Source organism: Sphaerisporangium rufum (assembly GCF_016863395.1).
Taxonomy (GTDB): domain Bacteria; phylum Actinomycetota; class Actinomycetes; order Streptosporangiales; family Streptosporangiaceae; genus Sphaerisporangium; species Sphaerisporangium rufum.
Window position 1 is genome coordinate 117808 of sequence record NZ_BOOU01000053.1, and the last position, 26992, is coordinate 144799.

Below are 26992 nucleotides of genomic sequence, written 5' to 3' on the forward strand. Positions count from 1 at the left end.
GCCGGGCCGGCGCGGTCAACGCGCCTCGGCGGACTCCGCGGGACGCTGATCGGTTTCCGGTGGTTTGTTGGACTTATTACCACGCGTGGCCTTTATCGCGGCCTTCTTGGCTTTTCCGGTGGCCTTACTGGATTTCTTTGATGCGCCGGCCATCATGCCCCCTGATACTTGTCGCCGGGTGGGAAGGGTAATGCGCCCTGGCCGGGCGCATCATTGGCGTTAAATACCCATCAATGCGATGAACCATCCGCATGTCGCATGGAATGCTGCCCGATGAACCGGTACGGCCGGCGCGCGCGGCGGATCCGGTGGTGGCCGGCGCTCCCGGTGCGGCCTCGCCGAACCGCCCCGCGACGCGGAAACCGGCGGCAAAAAGTCGATCGGCGTACGGCTAAGGATCTTCGTGGCGGGCACAACTCGGGCACACCGCTTGCGTTGCCGGGAGGTTTCGGCATGGCCTGGTCGCAGGACGAGGAGCGAATGCTTGCCCAGATCGAGAGTTACCTCATCGATGAGGATCCGCGACTGGCCGCCCGGCTGGAGTCGTTCAACGAGCGCGTCGAGCGCCGGGAGAACGGCCGGCCCAGGCGAGCGGCCCGGGCGGCGGGGCGGCGTCCCAGCAGGTCCACCGTCATCATCCTGGTGAGCTGGCTGCTGATCGCCACCCTGATCGCGACCTTGCTGATCATGGTGTTCCGGCAGGACGCGGCCTCGCTGCCCCTGTGATCCGCCCTCGCCATGCCCGATGATCGGAGAGCCGGTGGTCACCCGCCGGCTCGTCGATCGACGGGAGGTTCGTGATGGCCGACGTGCGGGTCGAGACGGACGGGGCGATCACCACGATCTGGCTGGAGCGTCCGGAGCGCCGCAACGCCGTCGACCGGGCGATGGCCGGCGAGTTGCGGGCGGCGCTGGCGGAGTTCGAGGCCGATCCGGCGCGGCGGGTGGCCGTGCTGGCCGGCGCGGGCGGCACCTTCTGCGCCGGATTCGACCTGACGGCGGTGGGCGACCCGGACCGGCGGCCGGAGCTGGACCCCGGCGGCGGCGGCAGCGGCCCGATGGGGCCGACCCGGATGCGGCTGGGCAAGCCGCTGATCGCGGCGATCGCCGGTCACGCCGTCGCGGGCGGCCTGGAACTGGCGTTGCTGGCGGATCTGCGGGTGATGGAGCGCGACGCGGTGCTCGGCGTCTTCTGCCGCCGCTGGGGGGTGCCGCTGATCGACGGCGGCACCGTGCGGCTGCCCCGGATCATCGGGCTGAGCCGGGCATTGGACCTGATCCTGACCGGCCGCCCGGTCGCGGCGGACGAGGCGCTGGCGATCGGCCTGGCCGACCGGGTCGTGGACACCGGCCGCGGGGTTGAGGCGGCCCGGCGGCTGGCCGCGCAGATCGCGTCCTTCCCGTTCGAGTGCGTGCTGGCCGACCGGGCGTCGACCTATGCCGGGCTGGACCTGCCGCTGCTCGAGGCGCTGCGCGCCGAGGGGGCGGCCGGGGTGCCCATCGTGGCGCGCGAGGGCGTGGCCGGTGCGGCCCGGTTCGCGGCCGGGGCCGGCCGGCACGGCGGCCTGCCGGCGGAGCAGGCGGCGGCCGCGGCCGAGCCGGGGCCGCCCGCGGGGTGACCGGCGGGGTGACCGGCGGCGGGCGGGCCGTCAGCCGCCGGGTAGCGCGCGCAGGAAGCGGGCGGCGATGGGGGCGGCCACCTCGCCGCCCATGCCGCCGCCCTCGACGACGACCGCGAAGGCGACGTCGCCGCGGTAACCCATGAACCAGGCGTGCGAGTCGAGCTTGGGGCCGGTGCCGAACTCGGCGGTGCCGGTCTTGCCCGCGGTGCCGGCGGGCAGCCCCGCGCGCCGGGCGGTGCCCTTGGTGACCACGGCGGCCATCATGGTGCGCAGGTCGCGCACCACCTTCTCCGGCAGCGGCCGCGGCTCGGCCCGTTGGGTCAGCCCGGGCACCAGGGTGGGCGGCCGCCAGGTGCCGTCGGCGACGGCGGCGGCCACCGAGGCGACCACCAGCGGGCTGGCGGTGATGCGGCCCTGCCCGAACGACTCGGCCGCCAGGTCGGCCGGGCCGGTGGGATCGGGCATGCTGCCCCGGGTGGCGGGCACGCCGATGGACAGCGGCTGGTTGAAGCCCAGCCGGCCGGCCACCTGCGCCAGCTTGCCGCCGGTGAGGTGGCGGGCGGCCAGCGGGGCGAAGGTGGTGTTGCACGAATGGGCGAAGGAGTCCAGGAAGGACAGCGAGCCGAACGACTCGTGCTCGGAGTTGCGGATCGGCAGGCCGCCGACGTTCGCCTTCTTCGGGCAGGTGACCGTCTGGCGGGCGGTGACGCCCTCGGCCAGCAGCCCGGCGGCGGTGACGACCTTGAACGTGGAACCGGGGGGGTAGCGGCCGTCCAGGGCCCGGTTGAAACCACCCTGGCTGTTGACCACGGCGAGGATCTCCCCGCTGGACGGGCGGATCGCCACCAGCGACGCGGGCTTGTCCACGCCGTCGACCGCGCGGACCGCGGCGCGCTGCGCGCCGGGGTCGAGGCTGGTGCGCACGGCGGCGCCGGCCGCGCCCTCCATGGTGGCCAGGGTGCGGACGGCCTTGCGGGAGCCGTCGGTGACCACGACGCGGGTGGTGGGCCGGCCGGCGAGCTTCTTCTCGAAGGTCTGCTGCAGGCCCGACCGGCCGATCGCGTCACCGGGCCGGTAGGCGGGGCCGAGCCGGGTGACGTCCTTGCCGGTGGCCTTGTCCAGGTAGCCGACGAGCTGCTGCACCGAGCCGCCGGCGTCGCCTTGGTCGATGCGGGCGCCGGTGGCGTCCTCGATCGCGGCCCGCTGCGGCCAGCTGGTCTTCAGGCCCAGGTGGGTGGCGGCGGTGAGGGCCGGATGCACGGTGGCGGGCGTCCAGGCGACCTTCCAGTGCCGGTCGCGGACCACCAGGTCCAGCGAGCCTTCGTAGGTCCAGTCGCCGACGTCCTTCAGGCCGAGGGTGGCGGTGTAGGCCGCTTTGGCGCGGCCGTCGCCCGCCGGGGTGACCGGGCCCAGGGTGACGCGGACGTGCTGGGCGCCGAGGCCGTCGCGCTGCTCGCGGTAGGCGGTCTCGAAACCCGGCGCGGCGGCGGCCAGGTCGGCGCGCATCGCCGCCAGGTCGCCGCGGGCCCACGCCGCGGTGAAGTGCCGGGCGGTCTCCGCCGCGCTTCCCCTAGTGTGCAGCACGTAGTAGGCGCCGCCGCCGGCGGCGCCCGCCGCCAGCACGGTCGCGGCCGACACGATCACGATGGTGCGGCCCCGGGCCACGCCATCACCCCCCGGTGTCTTGACGTGGTCTTGAGCCTAGCGTGGGCCGCGAGCGGGCGGCGGGCGCTCCGGCGGGCCCGTTCAGGCCGCCCGGCGGCCGGGGGCGTAGCTCGGCACGTACTCCTGGCCGGACAGGGCCTGGATCGCCTGCATGACCTCGTCGGTGACCGCTCGCCGGTCGGCCGCGCGTCCCGGATCGCCGGTGAAGGTCATCGGCTTGCCGATCCGGATCCCGATCTTGGCGATCCGGGGGATGGTGGCGCCGCGCGGCAGCACGCGGTCGGTGTTGATCATCGCGACCGGGAGCACCGGCGCGCCGGTGGTCAGTGCCAGCCAGGCGACGCCGATCTTGCCGCGGTACAGCCGGCCGTCGGGGGAGCGGGTGCCTTCGGGGTAGATGCCGAACAGCCCGCCGGCCCGGAGCACGCCGGCGGCCGCGTCCAGCATGGCCTGCGCGGCCCGGGCGCTGTCGCGGTCGATCTCGACCTGCCCGGTGGCGCGCATGAAGAAGGAGGTCAGCCGGTTGCCGGTGAAGTACTCGGTCTTCGCGACGAAGGTCACCTGGCGGGGGAGCATCTGCGGCAGGAACATCGAGTCCAGCACCGACAGGTGGTTGGAGGCCAGCAGCGCCGGCCCGGTGGCGGGCACGTGCTCGGCGCCGGTCAGCTCCGGTCGCCACAGCAGCCGGACGAAGGGACTGCTGATCAGTTTGGTGATTCGGTACAGCACGGACTCTCCCGATGTGCGAACGACCAAGGTCAACGATACCGCCGCAGGCGGGACCGCGGTGGTGCGCCGCTTCAAGGAAGGGTCAGGCGGCATATCGACGAAGCGACCCGCGAGGCGTGCTCGCGGGTCGCTTCGTCAAGGCCGATGTGGCGGTCGCCTCCTCGGCGAGAGGCACAACACGGCTCCAGCCGAACGGTATTCCGTGAAGGCGGTGATTGCGGCCCGGGGGACACAAACCACATCGGCACACCGAGCCTAACCCACGCCGGGGCCCGGATGTTCCATCCGGGCCCCGGACAGGGGTGCGGCGTGCCCCGGAAGGGGGCCGCCGGCCGGCCGCCCGGTCGTCACCATGGCCGCCCACCCGGTGCCGGCTCTAGCCGAGCAGGCCTCGGCGGTATCCCTCGCCGACGGCGGCGGCGCGGTCGCGGACCCCGAGCTTGTCGTAGATGTGCAGCAGGTGGGTCTTGATGCTGGCCTCGCTGATGAAGAGTCTGGCGGCCGCCTGGCGGTTGGAGGCGCCGTCGGCGACGAGGGTGAGGACCTGCAGCTCGCGGTCGGTGAGGGCGGCCTTGGCCGGCCGGCGTACCTGGCCCATCAGCCGGCCGGCGACCGAGGGGGACAGGACCGGTGCGCCGGCGGCCGCGGCGCGGACGGCGCGCAGGAGTTCGTCGGTGGGGGCGTCTTTGAGGAGGTAGCCGGTGGCGCCGGCCTCGATGGCGGGCAGGACGTCGGAGTCGCCGTCGAAGGTGGTCAGCACGAGGGTCTTGATGTGCGGGTGGGAGCGGCGCAGGGCGGTGATGGCGCTGACCCCGTCCATCTCGGGCATGCGCAGGTCCATGAGGACGATGTCCACCTCGATGGTGGCGGCGAGGTCGATGCCTTCCCGGCCGTTGGCGGCCTCGCCGGCGACCTCGATGTCGGGTTCGGCGTCGAAGGCGGCGCGCAGGCCGTCGCGGACGATGGGGTGGTCGTCGACGATGAGGAGGCGGATCATCGGGGGTTCCCTTGGAGTGCGGGGACGGTGGCGCTGACGGCGGTGCCTTCGCCGGGCGTGCTCTCGATCTCCAGGGAGCCCCCGACGCCGCGCAGCCGTTGTCTCATGCTGTTGAGGCCGAATCCTTTTCCGTTGAGATGGTGGATGCCGGTGCCGTCGTCGCGGATGTCGAGCAGGACGACCGGACCGGTGTAGGAGAGGGTGAGCCCGGCGCGGGTGGCACCCGCGTGCTTGGCCACGTTGGCGAGGGCCTCCTGGGCGACCCGGAAGAGGGTGACCTCGATGGCGGGGCTGAGCGGCACGCGGTCGCCGGTCACCTCCACGTGAAGGTCGACGCCGGTGGTCCGGGTCCAGTCGCGCGCCAGGGTGGCCATGGCCTCGGGGAGGTGGGCGTCCTGGAGCTGGTGGGGTTGGAGGGCGGCGACGGAGCGGCGGGCCTCGGTGAGGCTGTCTTGGGCGAGGCCGAGCGCGAGCTCGACGTGGGCGCCGGAGTCCGCGACGCGCTGGGCGGCTCGCAGCTGGGTGATGATGCCGGTGAGGCCCTGGGCGAGGGTGTCGTGGATCTCACGTGCCATGCGCCCGCGTTCGTCGAGGATGCCGGCCTGGTGGGCCTGGGCGAGGAGCTGGGCGTGCAGGCCGGCGTTCTCCTCCAGGGCGGCCTGCAGGTCGCTGACCGCCTTGCGGTATTTACGCTGCCTGTCCTCGATCCGGACCCCGGCGATCTGGCCGCCACCGATGGCGATGGTCTGCACGGCGATGATCGCCAGATGGAAGGCGAGGAGCTGAGGCGTGGCCTGGGCCCAGTCGAGGGTCGATCCGTACAGGACGACGGAAGTGGCGGCCACGGCGGCGAAGGTCCACCTGGACGGGGCGAAGTCGGCGGCGAGGAAGAAGCCGGAGATGCAGTAGATGATGAAGATCGGGTCGTGGAAGGCCAGCAGCGCGGCGGTGGCCAGGACACCGGCGAAGTGCACGGTGACGGCGGCCCTCCGCCGGCGCCCGGCGGTGCGAAGGAGCATCCCGGCGCCGAGAATCCACGCGACGGCCAGGGCGGTGAGCGCCAGGGTGCGGGAGGTCCCGCCTTCGGGCCGGTCGGGGGAGGCCAGGCTGATGACGAGGGAGGCGGCCAGGGTGACGGCCGGGACGATCTTGACGAGGTACTCGAAGCGCCGTTCCCAGGTGGAGGGCGGGAAGGGATCGTTCATCCGGGCGGTGCGCCTCCTGTCGGGCAGGCGTGGTCTCACCTGGCGGTGGCCGATGAGGACGAGCTTAGGCGCATGGGGATCAGGGTGGCGTAGCCGTACATGAGCAGCCCAAGGGCGATCATGAAGATGATGGTCGGCCACTGCCAGATCGGCGGGAGGTGCAGGGCGAGGAACCACAGCCGGTTGTCGATGCCGAGGATCTTCATGACCATGGGCACGATTCCCTGGGGGAACAGGGGAAGCCAGGCGATGGTGTAGCCGATCGTGACGCCGATCCGGTGCCGGAGGGGGAGGTCGGCGGTGGTGGGCTTGCTCGCCTTCGCCCGCGGGGCGGGGCCGTGCTTCATGAGGTTGAGCAGCTCGATCCCGCGCTCCTGGAGCCTGCGGTAGGCGATCCTGCCGAAACCCCAGGCGCAGAGGAGACCGGTCAGCACACCGGTGGCGAGGCCGGCCCAGGGGTGCAGCAGGACGGCGCCGGCCGCGGGGAGGGCGGTGGCGGGGACGGCGAGGAGCACGAGCCAGGCGAGGCTCGTCTCGGCGGTCTCGTCGGCGCCGGTGCTGAGCGGGTTGCCGCCGCGCTTGTGCGGGTCGGTGCCGGGGACGAGCGAGGTGACGGCGAGCAGGACGACGACCCCGGCTCCGCCGCCGAGGAGGGCGGGCAGCAGGCCGAGCACCCACGGCCAGGCCCAGGTCTGGCCGCCGGCCAGGGTGCCCGCCAGGGACAGGACGACGGCGGCGGGCCCGACGATGAGGAGCCAGGCCAGCTGGCGGCCGCGCACGTCGGCGCGTTCGGCTCCGGGGGTCATGAGGGTCAGCCACAGGGCGGTCCCGTCGGCGCCGTAGAGGTTGGCCGCGGACGCGGTGGCCATCACGATCGCGACGAGCCCGGTGAAGGGCACCAGCGCCCAGACGCCGATGGTGACGAGCAGCAGGGGGGTGACGATGGCGTAGGAGAAGGCGGTGGCGAGGAGCTGGATGCGCACCAGGTCGCGCCACCAGGCGCGCAGTTCCTTGGCGGCGGCGACGCGGGCGCCGCCGGTCAGCGGGAAGGGCCGGGGGCCACCGCGCCGGACCGGCACACCGCCGCGGGCGGCCGACACGACGCGCCGCGACAGCAGCCCGGCCCAGGCGACCAGGAGCAGGGCGATCACGCCGGCGGCGGCGAGAAGGATCAGCAGGGCCGCCGGCCAGGAGGCCTCGACGGCGGCCACGCCCCATCCGGAGGGCAGGACGCGGACGAAGATCTCCGACCAGGCGGTGGGGCCGGTGCCGCCCAGCGCCACGACGGGTGCCCAGCCGTTGCTGCACAGGGCGATGGCGGTGCCGGTCGCGATCCCGACGGCGGCCGCGGTGGCGCGGGACCTGACGTACAGCCCGATGAGCGCCACGATGACCCGGGAGATCATCACCATGGTGACGAGCGTGGTGAGGGCCGCCACCAGGCCGATGAGGACGCCGGCCGGGCCGAAGCGCAGGCCGTACACCGGCAGGGACAGCAGCGCGATGAGGTTGACCAGGGGTGCGGGACCGGCGAAGGCTCCGGCGAGCAGCGCCGCCGCGATCCGGCGGGATGCGAGCGGGAGCATGGAGAGGTATTCGGGGCGCAGGGCCTCGTTGCCACCGCCGATGAAGATGGGGCCGAAGATCCAGCCGGCGAGCCATCCGGCCAGGGTGAGCGGCAGGTGGGCGGGCCACCGGACGGCGACGGCGATCGTGCCGAGGGCCAGGGCCAGTCCGAGGGTGGCGCCGATGTAGAGGTTCGTGGCCTTGTCGCCGCGCAGCGAGTTGCGCGTGAGCGCCAGCCGCATGCGGATCATGTGGTGGGCCAGGGCGGCCGGTCCGGGGGTCAGGAGGTGAGCCATGCCAGCCCCTCCGTTCCGCCGGTGCGGGCACCGACGAGGTCGACGAAGGCGTCCTCCAGGGTCGCGGTGCCGCGTACCTCGGCCAGCGGGCCGGCGGCGACGACGCGCCCGCCGGAGATGACGCCCACGTGGTCGCAGATCTGCTCGACGAGCGTCATCACGTGGCTGGAGATGATCACCGAGCCGCCGCCGGCCGCGAACCTGCGCAGGATGGCGCGGATGGTGGCCGCCGAGACGGGGTCGACGGCCTCGAAGGGCTCGTCCAGGACCAGCAGGCGGGGCGCGTGCAGCAGGGCGACGGCCAGGCCGATCTTCTTGCGCATGCCGGTGGAGTATTCGATCACCAGGGTCCGCTCGGCGGAGTCGAGTTCCAGGATCCGCAGAAGCTCGTCGGCGCGCTCGGTGACGACGACGGGCGGCAGGCCGCGCAGCAGGCCCAGGTAGGTGAGGACCTCGCGCCCGGTGAGCCGTTCGGGCATGGCGTTGCCGTCGGGCAGCACGCCGATCAGCTCCTTGGCGCGGACGGTGTCCCGCCAGACGTCGACGCCGAAGATCTCGGCGCGGCCGGCGTCCGGGCGCAGCAGGCCGACGGCCATCGCCAGCGTGGTGGTCTTGCCGGCGCCGTTCGGGCCGACCAGTCCGTAGAAGGAGCCGGCGGGAACGGTGAGGTGGATATCGTCGGCGGCCAGGTGCTCGCCGAAGGCTTTGCGGAGCCCGGTGGTGCGCAGGGCGGGCTCTCGGTGGGTTGGCATGCCTTGAGCATTCCTTGCGGGCGGGGGGTGGCGGATCGTCCGGCCGGGCGGCGGGATGGTGGATTGCGGCATCAGCCGATCGGTTGATGCCGGTGAGCCGTGACCCGCCGTCCAGCGACCGCCGCCGGTGCCTCTCCGATCTTCATGACCCGCGCCGACCGGCCTCCGAGCCGCTGATCAGCGCGGTCCGGACGACCGCGGGGGGCGGTCCAGGTAGGCGAGCACCGCCCGCACCCGGCGGTGGCCGGAGTCGTCCGCGGCCAGCCCGAGCTTGGCGAAGATGTTGCCGATGTGCTTGTGGACGGCATTGTGGGAGATGCGCATGTGCTCGGCGATGGTGGCGTTGTCGTGGCCCTGCGCCATGAGAGCCAGTGACTCCCGCTCGCGGGGAGTGAGGGTGTCCAGCGGATCGCCGGCGCGGCGCGCGAGGAGCTGGGCGACCACCTCGGGGTCCATGGCGGTGCCGCCGGCCGCGACGCGGCGCAGGGCGTCGATGAACTCGGCGACCCGGCCGATGCGGTCCTTGAGGAGGTAGCCGATGCCGCCGCGGCCGTCGGACAGGAGCTCGCCGGCGTACTCGCACTCGACGTACTGCGAGAGCACCAGGATCGGCAGCGGGCCGTGCTCCCGCCGGGCGCGCAGCGCGGCGTGTATTCCCTCGTCGCGGAACGACGGTGGCAGCCGGACGTCGACGATGGCGATGTCGGGACGGGCTTCGGCGACGGCCTGGCCGAACGCCTCGCCGTCGCGGGCGGTCGCCACGACATCGCAGCCCTTCGCCGCCAGCAGCAGCTCCAGACCGCTGGACAGCAAGATATTGTCTTCGGCGATCACGACCCGCACCGGACCTCCCGCACGATCATTGTTGGCACGGTATCCGCACGGTGAGGGTGGTGGGACCGCCCGGCGGGCTGTCGAGCCGGACGGACCCGTCCAGCGCGGCGACCCGCCGGTGTATCCCGGTGATTCCGGTGCCGGCCGCGGGGTCGGCGCCGCCCCGGCCGTCATCGGTGACCTCGATGGTGAGCACGTCACCGGCGCGTTCGACGCGCAGGCCCGCCCGGGTGGCGGCGGCGTGCCTGGTCACGTTCGTGAGCGCCTCGGCTATCACGTAGTAGGCCACCGCCTGCACGGCCGCCGGGAGGGCGCCCAGCCGGGCGAGTTGCATGCGGATCGGCACACTCGCCCGGGTGGCCAGCGCCGTCAGGGCGCCATCGAGTCCGCGGTCGGCGAGGATCGGCGGGTAGATCGTCTGGAGTACCGAGCGGAGCTCCACCATCGCTTCCTCGGCCGTCTCGTGCGCCTGCCGCAGCAGCGTCGCCGCCGCCACCGTTCCCGGGCCGTCGGCGAGCGACTCGCGGGCCAGGCCCAGGTTCATGGCGATGCTCACCAGCCGCGCCTGCGTCCCGTCGTGCAGGTCGCGTTCGATCCGCCGGAGCTCCGCGCCGTGGGCGTCGACCACTCCCACCCGGCTTCTGGTGAGGACGTCGACCCGCTCGGTGAGCCGCTCGCGGGCCGAGGGGGCCAGCACCGCCAGGCACAGCCGCGCGTGCAGCCGGGCCAGCACCGGCAGCACCCACCAGGCCACCGCGCCGAGGACGGCGATCTGGACCGAGCCGCCGGCCAGCGCGGTCGCCCAATCGTCCACCCGGACGCCGAAGAACGAGAACAAGGTGGGACGCGCGCCGGCGGGAAACGCCCACCAGAGCGGGAGCGCGATCAGGGCGACCAGCAGGTTGCCCAGGCACATCAGCGCGGCCAGCCCGAGCGGCAACCCGGCGGTGACGTGCGCGAGCGCCCAGGCGAGATCCCGCCGTCCCGCCGGTCGGCCGGCGGCCTGGACGGCCTGGACGCCGAGCAGGCCGCCGGCCCGCCCGCGGTGCCACTCGGCCCAGCCTCGCCCCACAGGCGGCGCGAGCAGCACCGGTGAGGCGAGCACCGTGACCACGGCGGTGGCCAGGGTGCCCAGCAGGTAGGCCGAGCCGGAGAACCTACGGCCACGCATGCACGCCTCCTCACGACGCCGGTCGGTTCATTCCACCCGATCGGTCCACGGCCGGCACTACAGCTGGCTGTACCGGCGTAGGGTGGCCGGCTGTATCGCGCCGGACGGCCCACGACCATAGCGTTCCGGGCCATGAACCTGACACGTGGCCGTCGCGCCCGAACTGTGAAGAGGCGTCGCCGGACGATGGTCATCGGCGCCGCCGTCCTGGCGGGAGCCTGCATGCCCTCGGTGGCCGTCGCCGTGGCGGCGCCCGATGATCACGCCGCCGCCCTTCAGCGCGACGTGAACGCGTTGCGCGCCACCGGGGCCAGCGGGGTGCTCGCCGAATCGAGCGTCTCCGGGCGTCCCCTGGCGGTGCGTGCGGGGGTCGCCGATCCTGCCACCGGGCGGCCTGTTCCGTGGAACGCCCGGCACCGGATCGCCAGTACGACCAAGACGTTCGTCGCGACCGTCGTCCTGCAGCTGGTGGGAGAGGGCAAGATCGGCCTGGCCGACACCGTGGACCGGTGGCTGCCGGGACTGGTGGCCGGGAACGGCAACGACGGCCGGGAGATCACGGTCCGGCAGCTGCTCGGGCACACCAGCGGGCTGCCCGAGTACGAGACACCGATGGAGCGCGCCACCACCGCCGAGGACTTCAGGCGCGAGCGCTTCCACGCCTACCGGCCCGAACAACTGATCGCCATGGCCGTGCGGCATCGGCCCATGTTCGCGCCCGGAAAGGGGTGGGGCTACTCCAACACCAACTACGTGCTGGCCGGGATGATCATCGAGAAGGTCACCGGCGCGCCCTGGCAGCAGGCGGTGCACGAGCGACTCGTCGAGCCGCTGGGGCTGACCGGCACCGTCATCCCCGGTACCTCCGCCGACCTGCCCTCCCCCCGGCTGGCCGCGTACCGGCGGCTGCGGCCGGGCGGCCCGCCGGTCGACGTGTCCACCTTCACCGCCGGCCACGCCGATGCCTCGATCATCAGTACGCCCAGGGACGTCAACCGGTTCTTCGGCGCGCTCCTGGGCGGCCGGCTGCTGAAGGCGGCGCAGCTGAGGCAGATGGAGACGACCGAGCCCGCCACGCCTTACGCCGCCATCTGGGACGAGCCGGGCTATGGGCTGGGGCTGATGAAGCGCCGGCTGCCGTGCGGCGGGTGGGTCTGGTTCCACGGAGGCGGGTGGTGGAACGCCATCACCGACAACGCCGTCACGCCCGATGGCCGCCACGCGGTGACGGTGGCCATCGCGAGCACCCTCGAACCGGGTCAGGACCCGACTCCCCAGGCCAAGGCGTCCGCGGCCCTGATCGACCACGCGCTCTGCGCGACCCGGGCCGGATGACCCGGGGCCGCGGCGGCGGCGCAGGACCGGTGTCGGCCGGTGATGGCCAGGCGCATCGATTCGGGCCGGACGCCGGTCGGGGCCCGCGGAAGGGTCCGCCGGCGGTCAGGGTGCCGGGCCGGGGCAGGGGCGGCGCATGAGCGCCTCGCGCATGAGCCGGAGCCTCGGCAGGGCGGCCACCGCGGCCCGGGCCCGGTGCCGCATCGCCGCCGGGGTGCCGGCGCCCAGGTCGTCGAGCAGCTCGCCCAGCACGCCGGCGCGGTGCGGAGCGGAGGTCAGGCATCGGGCGAGGGTCACCACGATCCACCAGACCGCCTCCCGGTGCAGGCCGTGCTCGACCAGGTCGCGGGTGCCGTCGATGGAGATCCGGCGGGCCTGCGGGGTGAGGTCGCCCGCGTAGGGCCCGGCCGGATCGCGGGACACGTGGTCGTAGACGTCGGCCAGGCGGTCCAGATGCGTGGTGACGCGCGCGGCGGACAGGTCCGCGCAACCGAGCAGGCCGAGCAGTTCCTCGTGGAATCCGGCCTCGCCGCACCCGATCAGGACCTCGCGGGCGGCCGCGTAGCGGCGGCGGACGGTCGGGTTGGCGCCGGCGGCCGTCAGCACGACCACAGCCGGCAGGCTGGCCGGGAACACCCAGGACAGCACCCGCTCGGCGAGCGGCCGGGTGGTGTCGAGCCGGTCCAGGGCGGCGATGCGGTCCTCCAGCGCGGCGCACCGGGCGCGGACCCATCGCGGGTGGGCGAACCGCCCGGCCACCGTGGCGTGCAGCGCGGCCAGCGAGCCGTGCGGATCGGCCAGGATGACGCCCCTGCTCAGCCCGGCGGCCAGGGCGGGCGAGGCCAGCACGTTCTCCGCCGGTTCCAGCGGCGCGTAGGCGACGTCCAGCAGCACGCCCTGGTGGCGGAGCTTGCCGATCTTGTCCGGCACCTCGCCGGTCACCAGGATCACGATGTCCACGTCGGAGGTGGCCGCGAGTTCGGCGCCGGCCGGTGACCAGGCGGCCGATCCGCTGACGTAGGCGCCGGCGAAGCCGGCGACCCGGTGCGCGGCCACCCAGCGCGCCGCCACGGCGCGCGCCTCGCCGACCTTCACGGTGCACCTCCGTGGCCGGATGAGCGGGTCGAGGTCATGGCGCGCTCGGCTGCGAGGGCCCGGCGGCCGTCCTCAAGGGTGGCCGGGTTCGGCGGGGGCGCCGGGGACGGGGCGCAGGGGGCGTGCGGCGGGCATGCGCAGCCGGTCGACGGCCTGGCGGCGGCGCGCCTCGGGGCGGCGGTCGTAGCGGGCGGTGGTGACGGGGGAGGCGTGGCCGGCCAGCGCCTGGGTGGTGGCCAGGTCGACCCCGGCGTCCAGCAGCTCGCCGATGAAGGTGCGGCGGAAGTCGTGCGGGGTGCGCGGGGCCGCCCCGGCGGCGGCCAGGCGGCGGGTGACGATGTCGGCGACGGCCTGGCCGGTCATCGCGGCCGGGGTGCCGCCGGGGGCGCGCAGCCGGCCGGCTCGGCTGATCGGGCAGAACAGCGCGCCGGGGGCGCGGCCGCGCACGACGAGCCAGGCCTCGGTGCGGGCCACCGCCTCGGCGGTCAGGTAGACCAGCCGTTCCTTGTCGCGCTTGCCGCGGACGCGCAGCGACCGGGCGGCGACATCGTAGTCGCCGAGCGCGAGCGCGGCGACCTCGGCGCGGCGGCAGCCGGTGGAGTAGAGCAGGGCGAGCAGGGCGCCGTCGCGGACGCCGGCGGGGGAGTCGTCGTGGTCGCAGGCGGCCAGCGCGGCGCCGGCGACCTCGGGCGGCACGTGCTGGCCGGCGGGCAGCCGGGTGTGCGCGAGCGGCGGCAGGTCGGTGGCCCGGTGGTAGTCCTCGGCGGTCATCAGGCCGAGCCGCCAGGCCTCGCGCAGCACGCGGCGCAGCGCGACCAGGTGCTTGTTGACGTGCGCGGGGGACCAGCCCTGCTCGATGATGATCGCCCGGATCCGCACGGTGTGCTCGTAGCGCAGCAGGTGCCAGGGTTGCCCGGCACCGGTGGCGGCCTGGTCCCCGGAGATGACGCGGGCGACGCGGTCCAGGCAGCCGCGCATGGTGCGGCGGGACTCGGGACTGGTGAGGGCGTCGAGGTAGACCAGATAGGGGTCGTCGGCCGGTGCGACGACCCCCGGGCTGGAGACCGGGACCACGGGCAGTTCCACCTGTCCGATCTTAAGCCTCTCCCGCCCTAAATAAAAAATCTACATTGTAAAGGCGCTGGGTTGTTCACCTACCCATTGACCAGAATCGTCAGCCTTCGGCTGCCGCCCACCAGACCTGCCACCAGCAGCAGATCATCACAGCCGGCGCGGATGAGCGGATGCCAGGCCTCGCGGAGCTCGCGCAGGGCGGGCTCGATCCGCGAGCGGTGCACGGCCCGGTCGACGGTGATGACGGTGCGGCGGCCGTCGTGGGTGGCGACCAGCGGATGCCCGGCGGTGCGCAGGTCTTCGGCGGTCCGGGCGGCGGCCTGCTCGGTCAGGCCGGCGAGTCGGGCCAGCCGGGGAAGCGGCAGCGATCCGTACCGGTACAGCGCGCACAGGCAGCGGAACTGCGCCGGGCGCAGCCCGGCGCGGGCGGCGAGCGCCTCGACCAGCCGGGTGGCCTGGCCGAACAGCGCGCCCGCCTCGCGCTGGACGGCCTCCAGGACCTCGACGTCGCCGCCGGCCGGCTCGCGGCCGGCGGCGTGCGCGGCTGCCGCGGGGTCGCGGGTCGGGCCGGCCGGGTTCACAGCGGCGTGGGATGGGTCTGGCCGGTGGACTGGGTGAGGCAGCGCATGGTGGCGTCGCGGAAGAAGGCGGCGAAGCCGTCGGCGGTGCCGGTGGCGCGCGGGTCGGCGAGGTAGGGCTTGATGCGGTCCTCGATGACGTGGACGTGTCGCTGCGCGGCCAGGTGGCGGGCGATGCCGGCGAAGTCGCCTTCGTAGTGGACCAGCCGGACCAGCACGTCGTCCTTGACGAAGACGCCGGTGCCGAGGAGGCGGGCGGTCTGGTCGCCGTGCTCGTCGGTGACGACGGGTGACTCCAGGGCGGGGGCGTCGGCGAACACCTGGGCGAGTTCGTCCTCGTGTCCGGGCCGGACGCGGAACGTGATCATGGCGTAGGGCATCGGGTCCTCCGTTGGGTGGTGCGGCTGGCGGTGCGTGCCGTCTCCCCGGGCCGTGGTGGTGACGGGCCGGGGAGGCGGCGGGTGGTGTCAGTAGGCGGCGACCACCTCGTAGGAGCCGAAGATGCCGAGGCTCTTGTCGTGGTAGCGGGCCAGCGGCGAGGTGGTGGGCAGGTGTTCGGGGCTGCGTTCCCATTCGCGGTAGGCGGGGACGTCGTCCCATTCGCTGAGGACGGCGTAGCGGCGGGGGTCGCGCAGCGAGCGGAGCAGTTCGTTGCCGCGCAGGCCGGGGCGGCCGGCGAGGGTGGTGCTGATCTGGTGGTAGGCGGTCTCGACGGAGCCTTTGTCGCTTTCGGGTTCGTTGAGGTAGAGCGCGACGCGGACGCGGCCGGGGGCGGGGCGGTGGTCGAGGCGTTCGAGGATGGTCATGGGGGTCATGCTGGTGCCGGCCGGGTCGCGGTAGGGGTCCAGGCGCATGCGGTTGGCGGCGTGTTCGGGGCTGTGCTCGAACTGGTGGAAGCGTTCCTCGTTCTCCCAGTCGCTGATGATGTGGTAGATGCCGCCGTCGGCGGGGCTCTTGGCGAGGGTCTGGCCGCGGTTGGCGGGGTGGCGGGCGATGGTGGTGGCGATGTCGCGCCAGGTCTTCTCGAATTCGCGTTCCATTCCGGGGTGGATGCGCATGGTGACCATGACGCGGTGGATCTGCCGGGAATGGGCCTGGTGGTCGCGGTCGGTGGTGTTCATGCCCTCTCTTTTCTGTGCTGGTGCGGTGGTGTGGTGTCACATGCGGGCGGGTGTCTGCCGGGCGGCCTCTTCGACGAGCTGGCGGATGCGGTTCATCTGGGTGACGGTGTTGTCGTTGAGGCGTTTGGTCATCTGCTTGTCGCTGAGGGGGGCGTCGGGTTTCATCTCGAAGTCCTGGACCCAGCGCATCCGGACGGCGTCGGGGACCTGGGTGTACTCCCAGAAGAGGTTCATGTACTTGAACCAGCCGGGTTCGACGCGGTGGGCGCGGACGGTGCGGGTGGCCGGGTCGGGGGTGCGTTCGGAGACCCAGCTCCACTGGTTGCCTTCGGGGTCGGGGTGCATGGTGAGGCGGAAGCGGATGGTGGGGCCGCGCTGTTCGAGGATCTCGGTGGCGGCGTATTCGCTGAACAGGGCGGGCCATGCTTCGACGTCGTTGGTCATGTTCCAGACCAGGTCCATGGGGGCGGCGATGATGATCTCGTTGTCGGTGTGTCCTGCCATGACGGTGCTCCTTGGCTTGGTGCGGCTGTGGGCGGCGCGGGTCGGCGGTCAGCCGGTGAGGCGGCGGTTGACGTAGTCGACGGCGGCCTGCGGGGTCTTCATCTCCCCGACGGCGTCGTCGGGGATGGGGATGTCGAGGCGTTGCTGGATGCGGGCGGCCATTTCCAGGACGGCGAGCGAGTCGTAGCCGAGGTCGGTGAAGGTGAGGTCGCCGATGTCGCCGGTGAGGTCGACGCTGTCGGGTACGCCGGCGCAGCCGGTCATGATCTGTCGCATGTCGTCGAGGGTGAAGGTGGTCATGGTGGTGCTCCGTTGTGGTGTGGCGGGGTCGGGCGGGCCGTGATGGGTCATGGTGGTCAGGGGGTGGTGACGACCATGGCGGCGTTGAATCCGCCGTGGCCGCGGGCGATGATCAGTGCGTTGCGGACGGGGCCGTCGCGGGGGGTGGCGCGGACGAGGTCGATCTCGCAGGCGGGGTCGGCGGCGCGGACGCCGGTGGTGGGGGGGATGACGCCGTCGCGGATGGCGAGGAGGGCGGTGGCGAGGTCGAGTGCGGCGCCGCCGGCGTAGAGGCGTCCGGTCATGGTCTTGGGGGCGGTGACGGGGACGGCGTGCGGGCCGAAGACGGTGGTGATGGCCTGGGCTTCGGCACGGTCGTGGGCGGGGTGGCCGTGGGCGTCGGCGAAGACGACGTCGATCTGGTCGGGGGTGGTGCGGGCGTCGTCGAGGGCGAGGGTGATGGTGCGGTGGAGGTTGGTGGTGGGGGGGTGGCCGGGGTGGGGGCGGGGGTCGAAGGTGGCGGCGTAGCCGGCGATGGCGCCGTAGGGGTGGGCGTCGCGGGCGCGGGCGGTGGCGGGGTGTTCGAGGATGAGCATGGCGCCGCCTTCGCCGGGGACGTAGCCGCAGGCGTCGGTGTCGAAGGGGAGGTAGGCGCGTTCGGGGTCGTCGCGGGTGCTGAGCAGGCCGGTGGAGAGTTGGGCGACCAGGCCGTAGGGGCATAGGGAGGCGTCGGTGCCGCCGGTGACGACCATGGTGGTGCCGGTGGTGAGCAGGCGGCGGGCGTGGGCGGCGGCGTCGAGGCCGCCGGCCTGTTCGGTGCAGATGACGCCGCAGGGGCCGCGCATGCCGTGGCGGATGGAGATCTGGCCGGTGGTGGCGGCGTAGAACCAGGCGATGGATTGGTAGACGCCGACGTATGAGGGGCCGCGGGTCCAGAGTTTTTCGATTTCGCGCTGGCCGAATTCGGTGCCGCCGGAGGAGCTGGCGGTGACGACGGCCATCTGGTATTCGGGGTGGGCGGCGGGGTCGATGCCGGCGTCGCGCAGGGCCATGTCGGCGGCGGTGAGGCCGAGGTGGGTCCAGTGGTCGGTCTGGACGGCCAGGCGGCTGGGGACGTGTTCGGTGTCGTCGAATTCGGTGACCTCGCCGGCGATGCGGACGGGGTAGCGGTCGGCGTCGAAGCGGGTGATGCGGCCGAGGCCGCTTTTGCCGTCGAGGGTGGCCGACCAGTAGGCCTGGGTGCCGAGGCCGTTGGGGGCGGTGATGCCGATGCCGGTGATGAGTGGGCGGCGGGTGGGGTCAGTCATGGTGGCCGCCTCGGTGGTGGTGTCGGGTGAGGAGCATGGCGGTCTGGAAGCCGCCGAAGCCGCTGCCGACGGTGAGGACGGTGTCGACGGTGGCGGTGCGGGCGGTGCGGGGGACGTAGTCGAGGTCGCATTCGGGGTCGGGGGTGGTGAGGTTGGCGGTGGGGGGGATGACGTTGTGGGTGATGGCCAGGGCGCAGGCGGCGGCTTCGATGGAGCCGATGGCGCCGAGGGAGTGGCCGATCATGGATTTGATGGAGCTGACGGGGGTGGTGTAGGCGTGGTGGCCGAGGGCGTCTTTGAAGGCGGCGGTTTCGTGGCGGTCGTTCTGGCGGGTTCCGGAGCCGTGGGCGTTGATGTAGTGGATGTCGGCGGGGTCGAGGCGGGCCTGGTGGAGGGTGGTGCGGATGGCTTCGGCCATTTCGCGGCCGTCGGGTTTGAGGCCGGTCATGTGGTAGGCGTTGCTGCGGGTGGCGAAGCCGGCGATCTCGGCGTAGATGTGGGCGTCGCGGCGCAGGGCGGTGGTGCGTTCTTCGAGGATGAGGATGGCGGCGCCTTCGCCGAGGACGAATCCGTTGCGGTCGAGGTCGAAGGGGCGTGAGGCGTGCTGCGGGTCGTCGTTGGCGGGTGAGGTGGCTTTGATGGCGTCGAAGCAGGCGACGGTGATGGGGGAGATGGGGGCGTCGGTGGCGCCGGCGATGGCGGCGTCGGCGCTGCCGTCGCGGATGAGTTGGTATCCGTGGCCGATGGCGTCGAGGCCGGCGGTGCAGCCGGTGGAGATGAGGGCGGCGGGGCCTTGGGCGTCGGCGGTCCAGGCGATCTCGGTGGCGATGGTGCTGGGGGCCATGTAGCCGTAGAGCTGGGGGACGCGGTAGTCGGGGTCGACGAGCCAGTGGCGGCCGCGGTCGCTGAGGACGAGGTATTCCTGTTCCAGGCCCATGGTGCAGCCGACGGCGCTGCCGATGGTGGTGGCGCGGCGTTCGGGGGGGATGGCGTCGTGGGTGATGCCGCTGTCGGTGAGTGCTTCGCGGGCGGCGGTGACGCCGAGTTGGGCGGCGCGGTCCATGCGGCGGATCTGCTGGGGGGTGAGGCCGTGGGTGGTGGGGTCGTAGTCGCATTCGGCGGCGATGCGGGAGCGGAAGCCGGTGGGGTCGAACAGGGTGATGGTGCGGGTGGCGGTGCGTCCGGCGGTGAGCAGGTCCCAGAAGGCGGGTGTGCCGATGCCGCCGGGGGCGGTGACGCCGATTCCGGTGATGACGACCCGGCGGCCGCGGCGGGTGGGGCGTGGGCGGGGGGTGCCGGGCCGGTGCCGGGTGGCGGGGCGGGTGGTGGTGGTGTTCACCGTTGGCTCGCTGCCGTGGTGTCGCCGGTGGTCTCGGTGTCGACGTGACCGAGTTCGGGGCGGGGGGCGAGCGGGCCGGCGTGGAAGACCAGGCAGGCTTGGCGGTGGCCGTGGTTCTCGACGCGGTGGCGGACGTTCTTGGGGACCATGAGGGCGTCGCCGGGGGTGAGTTCGATGTCCTGGTGGCCGTCGATGCGGGCGCGGACGGTGCCTTCGACGAGGTACATGAATTCTTCGCTGTGCGGGTGGTAGTGCTCGGTGAAGTGTTCGCCGGGTCGCAGGTAGGCGACGCCCATGAAGCCGGAGGTGGCGCCGGCGGTCTTGGGGCCGAGCAGGACGCGGATGTCGCCGCCGCGGCGGTGGTTGGGTTCGACGTCGCGGGCGTTGATCTTGGTGAGGTGGATGTCAGGCATGGTCGTTCTCCCAGGTGTAGAAGGGCTGGGCCATGGCGTCCTTGGGTTCGCGCCAGGCGGGGTCGTAGGGGCGGATGTGTTCGGCGAGGCGGGTGTTGATTTCGGCGTAGAGGGGGTGGCTGCGTGCTTTGTAGAGGTCGGGGGTGATGTCCTGGTCGGCTTCGACGAGGTGGAAGTAGAGCTCGTGGAAGCGGAAGAGGGTGCGTCGGCGGACGCCGATGAGGTGGGGGAGGTCGCTGGCGTCGGAGTCGGCGAAGATCTTGGCGACGGCTTCGGTTTCGGAGGGTGCCATCTTCGCCACGATGAGTGTCCGGTGCACGGCATGTCTCCTTTCTGGGTTCCGGAGAGAGTTTGTCCAGGTGGGCTGGGGTGCGGCTGATCTGCGGCTAGTGCGGGCCGGTGGTGGTGAGGGCGGGGGTGTGGAGTTCGGCCTGCAGGCGTTCGCGTGCGTACAGGCGCAGCAGGTCGTGGATGGTGTGTCGGGGCGGTCCGGTGGGGGCGGGGTGGGTGAGCAGCAGGGAGTGGGCGGCGAGCCGGGCGAGCAGGTGGTCGGCGTGGGCGGGGTCGCAGCCGAGGAGGGCGGCGGCCTGGCCGGTGGTGATGTCGGGGGTGGGGAGCAGGCCGAGGAGGCGGAACAGTCCGCGTTCGGGGTGGGTGAGGCGTTGGTAGGCGGTGTGGAAGGCGGTGCGGGGGTCGAGGTCGGGGACGGCGAGTTCGGTCAGGCGGGTGGCGGGGTCGGTGAGGCGGTCGGCCAGGGCGGTGAGGGTGAGGCCGGGGCCGGTGGTGAGGCGGGCGGCGGCGGCGCGCAGGGCGAGGGGGAGGTGGCCGCACAGCGCGGCCAGGCGGTGGGCGGCGGGGCGTTCGGCGGCCAGGCGGTGCGGGCCGATGATGGCGGCGAGCAGGTGGAGGCTTTCGTCGGGGGTGAGGGGGCCGAGGTGGAGGTGGTGGGTGCCGGGCGGGCCGTTGGGGGTGGTGGCGGCGGTGATGATGACGGCGCAGCCGGGGGTGCCGGGGAGCAGGGGGGTGATCTGGGCGGCGCCGGTGGCGTCGTCGAGCAGGATGAGGACGCGGCGGCCGCTGCACCAGGTGCGGAAGAGTTTGGCGCGTTCGTCGCGGCCGGTGGGGATGTCGGCCGCGGGGGTTCCGGTGGCGCGCAGGAAGCCGGTGAGCACGTCGGCGGGGTCGGCGGGCGTGGTGGCGGCGCCGAGGTCGGCGTAGAGCTGGCCGTCGGGGTATGCGGTGCGGGCGCGGTGGGCGGCGTGCACGGCCAGGGTGGTGGTGCCGGCGCCGGGCATGCCGGTGAGGCAGGTGATGGTGGGGGTGGTGGGGGCGGGGTTGGTGAGCAGGTCGTGCAGGCGGGTGATGTGCTGGTGGCGGCCGGTCAGGTCGGGGGTGTCGGCGGGTAGTTGGGCGGGGACCGGCGGCGGCGAGGGGTCGGTAGCGGTGGTGGTTCCGGTGGTGGTTCCGGTGGTGGTGGGTGTGGTCGTGGTGGTTGGGGGGTCCAGGCGGGGGTCGGCGGTGAGGAGTTGCCGCTGGAGGCGGGACAGGGCGGGGGAGGGTTCCAGGCCGAGGCGGCCGACGAGGATGCGGCGCAGGTTCTGGTAGACCTGCAGGGCTTCGCCGCGCCGGCCGACCTGGTAGAGGGCGGTCATGAGCTTGGCGTGGAAGTCCTCGTGCAGGGGGTGGGTGGCGATGAGCTCTTTGAGTTCGCTGATGATCTGGCGGTGGCGGCCCAGGCGCAGGTCGGCGGCCAGGCGGAGTTCCAGGGCGCGTAGCCGGCCCTCTTCCAGGCGGGTGATGTGGGCGGAGAGGAGTTCGCCGGCGGTGATGTCGGTCAGGGCGGGGCCGCGCCACAGGGCCAGGGCCTTGGTGAGGGCGTCGGTGGCGTGGCGGGGGTCGTCGCGTTCGAGGCTGCGCCAGCCGTCGGCGACCAGGCGGTCGAACCGGTGGGCGTCGATGGTGTCGGGGGCGGTGACGAGCAGGTAGCCGTAGGGTTTGGTGATGATGGTGGCGGGCCCGTCGCCGAGGAGTTTGCGGAGTTTGTAGACGTAGGTGTGCAGGGTGGGCAGGGCAGTGGCGGGGGGCCGGTCGCCCCATAGCTCGTCGGTGAGGTCGCGGGTGGGGACGATCTGGTTGTGCCGCAGGACGAGCATGGCCAGCAGTGCGCGGATCTTGGCGGCGCCGGGGGTCAGGTCGCGGGTGCCGGATCGGACGTGCAGCGAGCCCAGCACCTGGAATTCCATGGGTGACTCCCGCGGATGAACGGCGGGTCCGGTGGGCCGGCTGGTGTGCGGCACCGGAGTGGCCTCGGCGGCTGGTGGACGCCTCGAATTTAACTGAACTCCCTTATCGGAACTTCCGGAAAAATTGCTTATGAGGCCAAAATCGCGGAAAAGGTGCTGGTCTGCCGCTCTCTTCTTGACCGTCGGGGAGGGCGGCCCGCGCCCCCTTCCGGCCAGCTCAAGGGGCACGGCCCAGCTTCGCGCTATTTGCAAACGAATCCCTGTATATGTTGATACTGCGTGATAAATCAGGACGTTTCGCGCCGGGAGCCGGCATGAGAGGGCCCCGCCGCGCCGCGGAAAAGCCACGGCGAAAGGCTTTCGCCGGAGTTCGCCCGCCTCATCTGCGGTAGTTGCGGCCGGGGGGCCTTCCGGGGACGGGCCGGGCGATGAGGGCGACGGGGATGAAGAAGCAGATCTGGCCGATCGCCAGGGTGAGGGTCCACAGCGCCCGCTCGTCGTAGTGGGCGGCCGCCCTGGCGTACAGCTCGTCGCAGACGCGCTCGCCGGCCGGGGCGGGGACCAGTACCGCCTCCACCAGCTCCAGGGCGACGCGTTCGGCGTCGGTGAAGTAGGGGGCGTCACGCCAGGAGGCCACGGCGGTGATGCGTTCCTCGCTCTGCCCGGCCCTGCGCAGCAGACCGGTCTGCCGGACGGTGTGGTAGGTGCTGCCGGCGATCTGGCCGGCGCGCAGCTGCACCAGGCCGATGAGGGCGGGGTCGATCGCCCCGTTGCGGGTGGCCTTGGTCATGGCCGTGGCGATGGTCGCCAGCTCGGGGAAGAGCGGGGCGGGGTCGGGCAGGCGCGAGCCGGGCGCGTCCGGTACGGCCGGTGTGGCCGGTGTGGCCGTGGACATGGGGTGGTCTCCGTTCTGGATCGATGGCCGGCCGGCGCGATCATCGCCCGCCGGAAGCGGGGTCAGGGCGCGGCGGCCGGGCGGACACGCCGGCCGGACCCGATTCCGGCGAGCTGCAGGGCGCTCAGGGCGACCATCAGCACCCCCAGCGGGACGTGGACGGTCCGGACACCGGCGATGCCGAGCGCGACCTGCGCCAGGGTGAGCCCGAGGAAGGCGACCGCGGGCAGGATGGGCCCCGGCGGGCCGCCGCCCGGGCGCCACACCACGACGGTGAGGATCAGGTGCGCCACCGCCACGAAGAACAACGTGTAGGCGCCGGCGCTGTGCAGCGGTCCGGCGTCCGGCCGGGAGAGCAGCAGGCCGGCGGTGATCGCCTGGGCGAAGGCGGCGAGGGTCTGCAGGGCGATCGCGGTGCGGATGGCCCGGTGGCCGCGGTGCGTCGCGGTCGGGGGAGCGGGCATGGCGGGGACTTCCCTTCTGGTCGCCGGCGGTGGCGCGAGGGCCGCGCCCCGGTGTTTCATGAGTCCGACGACGCGGCCGCCGGAAATGTCAGGCCGCGCCCGCCTCACAGTTCGGTGCGCCGTCTCGTCGATCCGGTGAGGGCGGCGGACCAGTAACCCGGGGGGCGTCATGACGATCGCGGCCACGGCGGCGGGCGCCGGGTTCGACCCGGACCTTAGGGTGATCATGGGTGAGCGGCGGCGGCTGGTGGGACTGGCCTATCGCCTGCTGGGGTCGCTGGCCGAGGCCGAGGACGTCGTGCAGGAGGCCTGTGCCCGCTGGTACGCCATGTCCCGGCGGGACCGGGAGGCGATCGAGTCCCCCGGTGCCTGGCTGACGACGGTCGCCGGCCGGATCTGCCTGGATGTGCTCGGCTCGGCCCGGGCCCGGCGGGAGAGCTATGTGGGCCAGTGGCTGCCCGAGCCACTGCCGGGCCGGGTGGAGTGGCTGGGCGGGCCGCCGGGCGGCGGGCCGGCCGATCCGGCCGATCGCGTCGCCCTGGCGGAGTCGGTCAGCATGGCGTTCCTGGTGGTGCTGGAGTCGATGACCCCGGCCGAGCGGGTGGCGTTCGTGCTGCACGACGTGTTCGGCTACCCCTTCGCCGAGGTGGCGCGGATGGTGGGCCGCACGCCGGCCGCCTGCCGGCAGCTGGCCAGCTCCGCCCGCCGCCGTGTCCGCGTGCCGGGGGTGCCGGGGGTGGCGGCGGCTGCGGCGGGTGGTCAGGGCGGGCTGGTCGGGGACTTCCGGCGGGCCTGGGAGGCCAGGGACATCGGTGCGCTGGTCGGCCTGCTCGACCCGGACGCCACGATGGTCGCCGACGGCGGGGGGCGGGCCGGCGCGGCGCTGCGGCCGGTCCGCGGCGGGGCGCGGATCGCGCGGGCCGTCATGGCGATCGCCGGCCGGGCGCCGGGCCTGGCGATCGGCGAGGAGGTCGTGAACGGCCGGCCGGGCCTGGTGGCCCGGCAGGGCGGCGTCGCGGTGACGGTGGCGGCGTTCGACGTGGCCGGCGGGCGGATCACCCGCATCTGGGCGGTGCGCAACCCCGACAAGCTGCGGGCGTGGGGCCGCGCCTGGTAGGCGCCGGGAGCGGGGTGGCGGCACCGGTCGGCGGCGGGGCGCGGATCGCGCGGGCCATCATGGCGATCGCCGGCCGGGCGCCGGGCCTGGCGATCGGCGAGGAGGTCGTGAACGGCCGGCCGGAGGCCGGCAGCCGGTGCCGCCGGCGTGGTGTTCAGGTCCCGCATCCACGGATACGGCCACCGCCCGCACAGACGATGGCCGTATCGCTGTCGTCAGCCGGCCGGCTCCGGGATCCGCTCTAAGGTCTCCTCACGAAGCGGCGAGGGGGCGACGCGCAGGAGGCGGGCCGCCCAGCCGGGCAGCCACCAGTTCCACCGGCCCATCATCGCCACGACCGCGGGGACCAGGAGGGCGCGGATGAGGGTGGCGTCCAGCAGGATGCCGAGCGCCAGGCCGCTGGCGAAGACCTTGACGTCCAGTTCCGGGGTCATGGCCAGGGCGGCGAACGAGATGAACAGGATGAGCGCCGCGGAGGTCACCAGCCGTCCGGTGCGGCCGACGCCCTCCACGACCGCTTGGCGGGTGTCGCCGGTCTTGTCGTACTCCTCGCGCATCCGGGCCAGGATGAACACCTCGTAGTCCATGCTGAGCCCGTACAGGAAGGCGAAGATCGTCAATGGGACGAACTCGCCGATCGAGCCGGTGGGCTGGATGCCCAGGATCTCCCGGGTGCCCCAGCCGAACTGCCACAGCAGCACCATGGCGCCGATCACGGCTCCGAGCGAGAGCAGGTTGAGCGCGATCGCCTTGATCGGCAGCAGAAGCGACCTGAACGCCCGGGCCAGCATCACGAACGTGACCAGCGCGATCAGCGCCAGCATCCACGGGAAGGCTCGGTAGGTGTGGTGCTGGAAGTCCATGCTCTGCGCCGCGTTCCCGCCGACGCGTACGGTGTCGGGGACGGCGGCGCGAACGCGGGTGATGGTCGCCTCGCCGGCCGGGCTGCCGTTTTCGGCCGCCGGCAGCACCGCGATGACCGCGGTCCCGTCGCGCCGCCAGGCGGGCGTCCGCGGCGCGAGCACGGTGGCCACGCCCTGGATCTGTTTGATGTGCTCGACGGCGGCCGCCGGGTCGCCGGTGACCAGGGTGTCGATCGGCGTGATCGAGCCGGTGGGCAGGCGCGCCCCGGTGAGCGCGGCCAGGCCCGCGTGGCCGGGGCCGGTGGCCGGCAGGTTCCGGCTTTCGGGCAGGCCCAGGTTGACGCCGAGTCCGGTCAGTGCGAGCGCCAGCAGCAGGCCGCCGGAGACCAGCACTGCGGGCCGGCGCAGCCGCAGGACGCCGCGCGCCCAGGCCGACCACGCCCGCCCGGCGTCGGCCTCGCGGGCGAACCGGCTACCTGGCGCGGCCCGGCGGTCCAGCCGCCGGCCGGTGAGCGCGAGCAGGACCGGTAGCACGGTCAGCGTCGCGGCCACGCTCACCGCGGTGATGATCATGCCGGCGATGCCCAGGCTGCGCAGGAACGGCACCGGCAGCACCACCATGGTCACCAGCCCGATGGCCACCGCCACGCCGCTGAACAGCACCGCGCGCCCGGCGCCCGCCATGGCCCGGTGCACCGCCTCCTCGCCGCGGAAGCCGCCCGCTTGTTCCTCCCGCCAGCGGGCGACCAGCAGCAGCGAGTAGTCCACGGCGATGCCCAGGCCGAGCAGCGGCATGGTGGTGAGCGCCACGTCGTGCACCGTCATCACGAGCGTGAGCAGCAGGATCGCGATGAACGACACGAAGATCGACAGGACCGAGATGAGGATGGGGACGAGCGCGAGCATGGAGCGGAACACCAGGAACAGCACGACGATCGCGGCGAGCACGCCGATGCCGATCTTGGCGGGTACGTCCACGCCGCCCGCGTCCACGCTGGGCGCGAGCGTGTCCAGTCCGGTGACGTGCACCTGGGTGCCGGGTGGCAGGTGCGGCGTCATCGCCGCTACGATGACCGGGCTCTGGTCGGGGATCTCGCCGAGTCCGCCGCCCGGCGGGCTGCCCTCGGAATAGGTGCCGGGATACACCAGGCCGAACGTGGTCCGGCCATCGGCGCCGACCAGTCGCGGGTCGCCGGTGTCGGCGTAGGACACGACGCGGGCACGGGGCAGCTTCGCGGCTACCGCGCCGAAGGCCCGGCCGATCGCCTCCTTGCTCGCGTCCGCGCGCTGCCCCTCGGGCAGCACCACGACGGGGACGAACGGCCGCTGGTAGCCGCCGTTACCGTAAGTCCTGACGATTTCCTGGTTGGCATCGAAGGCGGGCATGCCCGGATGGGCGTACTCCTCGGACAGGCGTTGGACGGCGATGGGGGTGGCGCCCATGCCGACGAGGAACGCCAGCAGCGCCAGCACGGTGACCAGTCCCTTGCGTCGCAGGACGAAGGCCGAGAGTCTCTCCATGACACCC

27 protein-coding genes are annotated in these 26992 nt (G+C 73.2%); 4 read left to right on the plus strand and 23 right to left on the minus strand.

The features are described from left to right. The first annotated feature begins 453 nt into the window (after nt 1-453). Nucleotides 454-726 carry a DUF3040 domain-containing protein gene (locus tag Sru01_RS19270; protein ID WP_203988327.1) on the plus strand — a complete coding sequence of 91 codons (273 nt, stop codon included), beginning with the start codon at nt 454-456 and terminating at the stop codon, nt 724-726. A 74-nt stretch (nt 727-800) separates the two neighbouring features. Further along, the gene (locus Sru01_RS19275) at nt 801-1619 is read left to right on the plus strand and encodes a crotonase/enoyl-CoA hydratase family protein (protein ID WP_203988330.1); all 819 of its coding nucleotides are present in this window, start codon (nt 801-803) and stop codon (nt 1617-1619) included. A gap of 30 nt (nt 1620-1649) precedes the next feature. Here the strand turns inward: Sru01_RS19275 and Sru01_RS19280 are convergent, their stop codons facing one another. The 8 genes from Sru01_RS19280 to Sru01_RS19315 form a co-directional block, all read right to left on the minus strand. Continuing rightward, a complete protein-coding gene (locus Sru01_RS19280; protein WP_239137559.1) occupies nt 1650-3260 on the minus strand; it encodes a penicillin-binding transpeptidase domain-containing protein in 1611 nt (536 codons plus the stop codon). Between the two features lie 108 nt (nt 3261-3368). Further along, entirely contained in the window at nt 3369-4016 is a 648-nt protein-coding gene (locus Sru01_RS19285; RefSeq protein ID WP_239137560.1) for a lysophospholipid acyltransferase family protein, read from the minus strand. A 376-nt stretch (nt 4017-4392) separates the two neighbouring features. After that, nucleotides 4393-5013, minus strand: a complete 621-nt coding sequence (locus tag Sru01_RS19290) for a response regulator (RefSeq protein WP_203988336.1) — start codon at nt 5011-5013, stop codon at nt 4393-4395. Further along, nucleotides 5010-6218 (minus strand): sensor histidine kinase, encoded by a 1209-nt coding sequence (locus tag Sru01_RS19295; RefSeq protein WP_203988338.1) that lies wholly within the window; start codon nt 6216-6218, stop codon nt 5010-5012. The genes Sru01_RS19290 and Sru01_RS19295 overlap by 4 nt, the downstream gene beginning before the upstream one ends. A gap of 35 nt (nt 6219-6253) precedes the next feature. Beyond that, nucleotides 6254-8080 carry a hypothetical protein gene (locus Sru01_RS19300; RefSeq protein WP_203988340.1) on the minus strand — a complete coding sequence of 609 codons (1827 nt, stop codon included), beginning with the start codon at nt 8078-8080 and terminating at the stop codon, nt 6254-6256. After that, nucleotides 8065-8832, minus strand: a complete 768-nt coding sequence (locus tag Sru01_RS19305) for an ABC transporter ATP-binding protein (protein ID WP_203988342.1) — start codon at nt 8830-8832, stop codon at nt 8065-8067. Before Sru01_RS19305 ends, Sru01_RS19300 begins: the two co-directional genes overlap by 16 nt. Before the next feature lie 177 nt (nt 8833-9009). After that, a complete protein-coding gene (locus tag Sru01_RS19310; RefSeq protein WP_203988344.1) occupies nt 9010-9675 on the minus strand; it encodes a response regulator transcription factor in 666 nt (221 codons plus the stop codon). Nucleotides 9676-9691: 16 nt separating this feature from the next. Further along, a complete protein-coding gene (locus tag Sru01_RS19315) occupies nt 9692-10837 on the minus strand; it encodes a sensor histidine kinase (RefSeq protein WP_203988346.1) in 1146 nt (381 codons plus the stop codon). Nucleotides 10838-11059: 222 nt separating this feature from the next. Between Sru01_RS19315 and Sru01_RS19320 the strand changes: the two genes are divergently transcribed. Continuing rightward, nucleotides 11060-12172, plus strand: a complete 1113-nt coding sequence (locus Sru01_RS19320) for a serine hydrolase domain-containing protein (protein WP_203988348.1) — start codon at nt 11060-11062, stop codon at nt 12170-12172. A 105-nt stretch (nt 12173-12277) separates the two neighbouring features. Here the strand turns inward: Sru01_RS19320 and Sru01_RS19325 are convergent, their stop codons facing one another. From Sru01_RS19325 to Sru01_RS19390, 14 genes are all read right to left on the minus strand, one after another. Beyond that, nucleotides 12278-13267, minus strand: a complete 990-nt coding sequence (locus tag Sru01_RS19325; RefSeq protein WP_203988350.1) for a hypothetical protein — start codon at nt 13265-13267, stop codon at nt 12278-12280. Between the two features lie 72 nt (nt 13268-13339). After that, nucleotides 13340-14353: a tyrosine-type recombinase/integrase gene (locus Sru01_RS19330; protein WP_239137561.1), complete on the minus strand. Its 1014-nt coding sequence runs from the start codon at nt 14351-14353 to the stop codon at nt 13340-13342. A 68-nt stretch (nt 14354-14421) separates the two neighbouring features. Continuing rightward, nucleotides 14422-14922, minus strand: coding sequence for a winged helix DNA-binding protein (locus tag Sru01_RS19335; protein ID WP_203988352.1), 501 nt, complete (start codon nt 14920-14922; stop codon nt 14422-14424). Next, nucleotides 14919-15299 carry a SchA/CurD-like domain-containing protein gene (locus Sru01_RS19340; RefSeq protein ID WP_203988354.1) on the minus strand — a complete coding sequence of 127 codons (381 nt, stop codon included), beginning with the start codon at nt 15297-15299 and terminating at the stop codon, nt 14919-14921. The genes Sru01_RS19335 and Sru01_RS19340 overlap by 4 nt, the downstream gene beginning before the upstream one ends. Nucleotides 15300-15386: 87 nt before the next feature. After that, nucleotides 15387-16040 carry an antibiotic biosynthesis monooxygenase family protein gene (locus Sru01_RS19345; protein WP_203988356.1) on the minus strand — a complete coding sequence of 218 codons (654 nt, stop codon included), beginning with the start codon at nt 16038-16040 and terminating at the stop codon, nt 15387-15389. 36 nt (nt 16041-16076) lie between these two features. Next, nucleotides 16077-16544, minus strand: coding sequence for an SRPBCC family protein (locus tag Sru01_RS19350; protein WP_203988358.1), 468 nt, complete (start codon nt 16542-16544; stop codon nt 16077-16079). 48 nt (nt 16545-16592) lie between these two features. Then, complete coding sequence (locus tag Sru01_RS19355) at nt 16593-16844, minus strand: acyl carrier protein (protein ID WP_203988361.1); 252 nt, start codon at nt 16842-16844, stop codon at nt 16593-16595. 56 nt (nt 16845-16900) lie between these two features. After that, on the minus strand, nt 16901-18130 hold the full coding sequence (locus Sru01_RS19360) for a ketosynthase chain-length factor (protein ID WP_203988362.1): 1230 nt from the start codon (nt 18128-18130) through the stop codon (nt 16901-16903). Continuing rightward, the gene (locus Sru01_RS19365; protein ID WP_239137574.1) at nt 18123-19382 is read right to left on the minus strand and encodes a beta-ketoacyl-[acyl-carrier-protein] synthase family protein; all 1260 of its coding nucleotides are present in this window, start codon (nt 19380-19382) and stop codon (nt 18123-18125) included. Before Sru01_RS19365 ends, Sru01_RS19360 begins: the two co-directional genes overlap by 8 nt. A gap of 83 nt (nt 19383-19465) precedes the next feature. After that, a complete protein-coding gene (locus Sru01_RS19370; RefSeq protein ID WP_203988366.1) occupies nt 19466-19882 on the minus strand; it encodes a cupin domain-containing protein in 417 nt (138 codons plus the stop codon). Next, a complete protein-coding gene (locus tag Sru01_RS19375; RefSeq protein WP_203988368.1) occupies nt 19875-20201 on the minus strand; it encodes a TcmI family type II polyketide cyclase in 327 nt (108 codons plus the stop codon). Before Sru01_RS19375 ends, Sru01_RS19370 begins: the two co-directional genes overlap by 8 nt. Nucleotides 20202-20268: 67 nt before the next feature. Continuing rightward, complete coding sequence (locus Sru01_RS19380; RefSeq protein WP_203988377.1) at nt 20269-22125, minus strand: AfsR/SARP family transcriptional regulator; 1857 nt, start codon at nt 22123-22125, stop codon at nt 20269-20271. A gap of 379 nt (nt 22126-22504) precedes the next feature. Then, nucleotides 22505-23020: a carboxymuconolactone decarboxylase family protein gene (locus Sru01_RS19385; RefSeq protein WP_203988379.1), complete on the minus strand. Its 516-nt coding sequence runs from the start codon at nt 23018-23020 to the stop codon at nt 22505-22507. A gap of 62 nt (nt 23021-23082) precedes the next feature. Then, nucleotides 23083-23484 (minus strand): hypothetical protein, encoded by a 402-nt coding sequence (locus Sru01_RS19390; protein WP_203988387.1) that lies wholly within the window; start codon nt 23482-23484, stop codon nt 23083-23085. A gap of 169 nt (nt 23485-23653) precedes the next feature. Here Sru01_RS19390 and sigJ point away from each other — a divergent pair, with 169 nt between their 5' ends. Continuing rightward, nucleotides 23654-24601 (plus strand): RNA polymerase sigma factor SigJ, encoded by a 948-nt coding sequence (gene sigJ / locus Sru01_RS19395; protein WP_203988389.1) that lies wholly within the window; start codon nt 23654-23656, stop codon nt 24599-24601. 215 nt (nt 24602-24816) lie between these two features. Here sigJ and Sru01_RS19400 read toward each other — a convergent pair whose 3' ends face one another. Beyond that, the gene (locus Sru01_RS19400; protein ID WP_203988391.1) at nt 24817-26985 is read right to left on the minus strand and encodes an MMPL family transporter; all 2169 of its coding nucleotides are present in this window, start codon (nt 26983-26985) and stop codon (nt 24817-24819) included. Between the last annotated feature and the right edge of the window lie 7 nt (nt 26986-26992).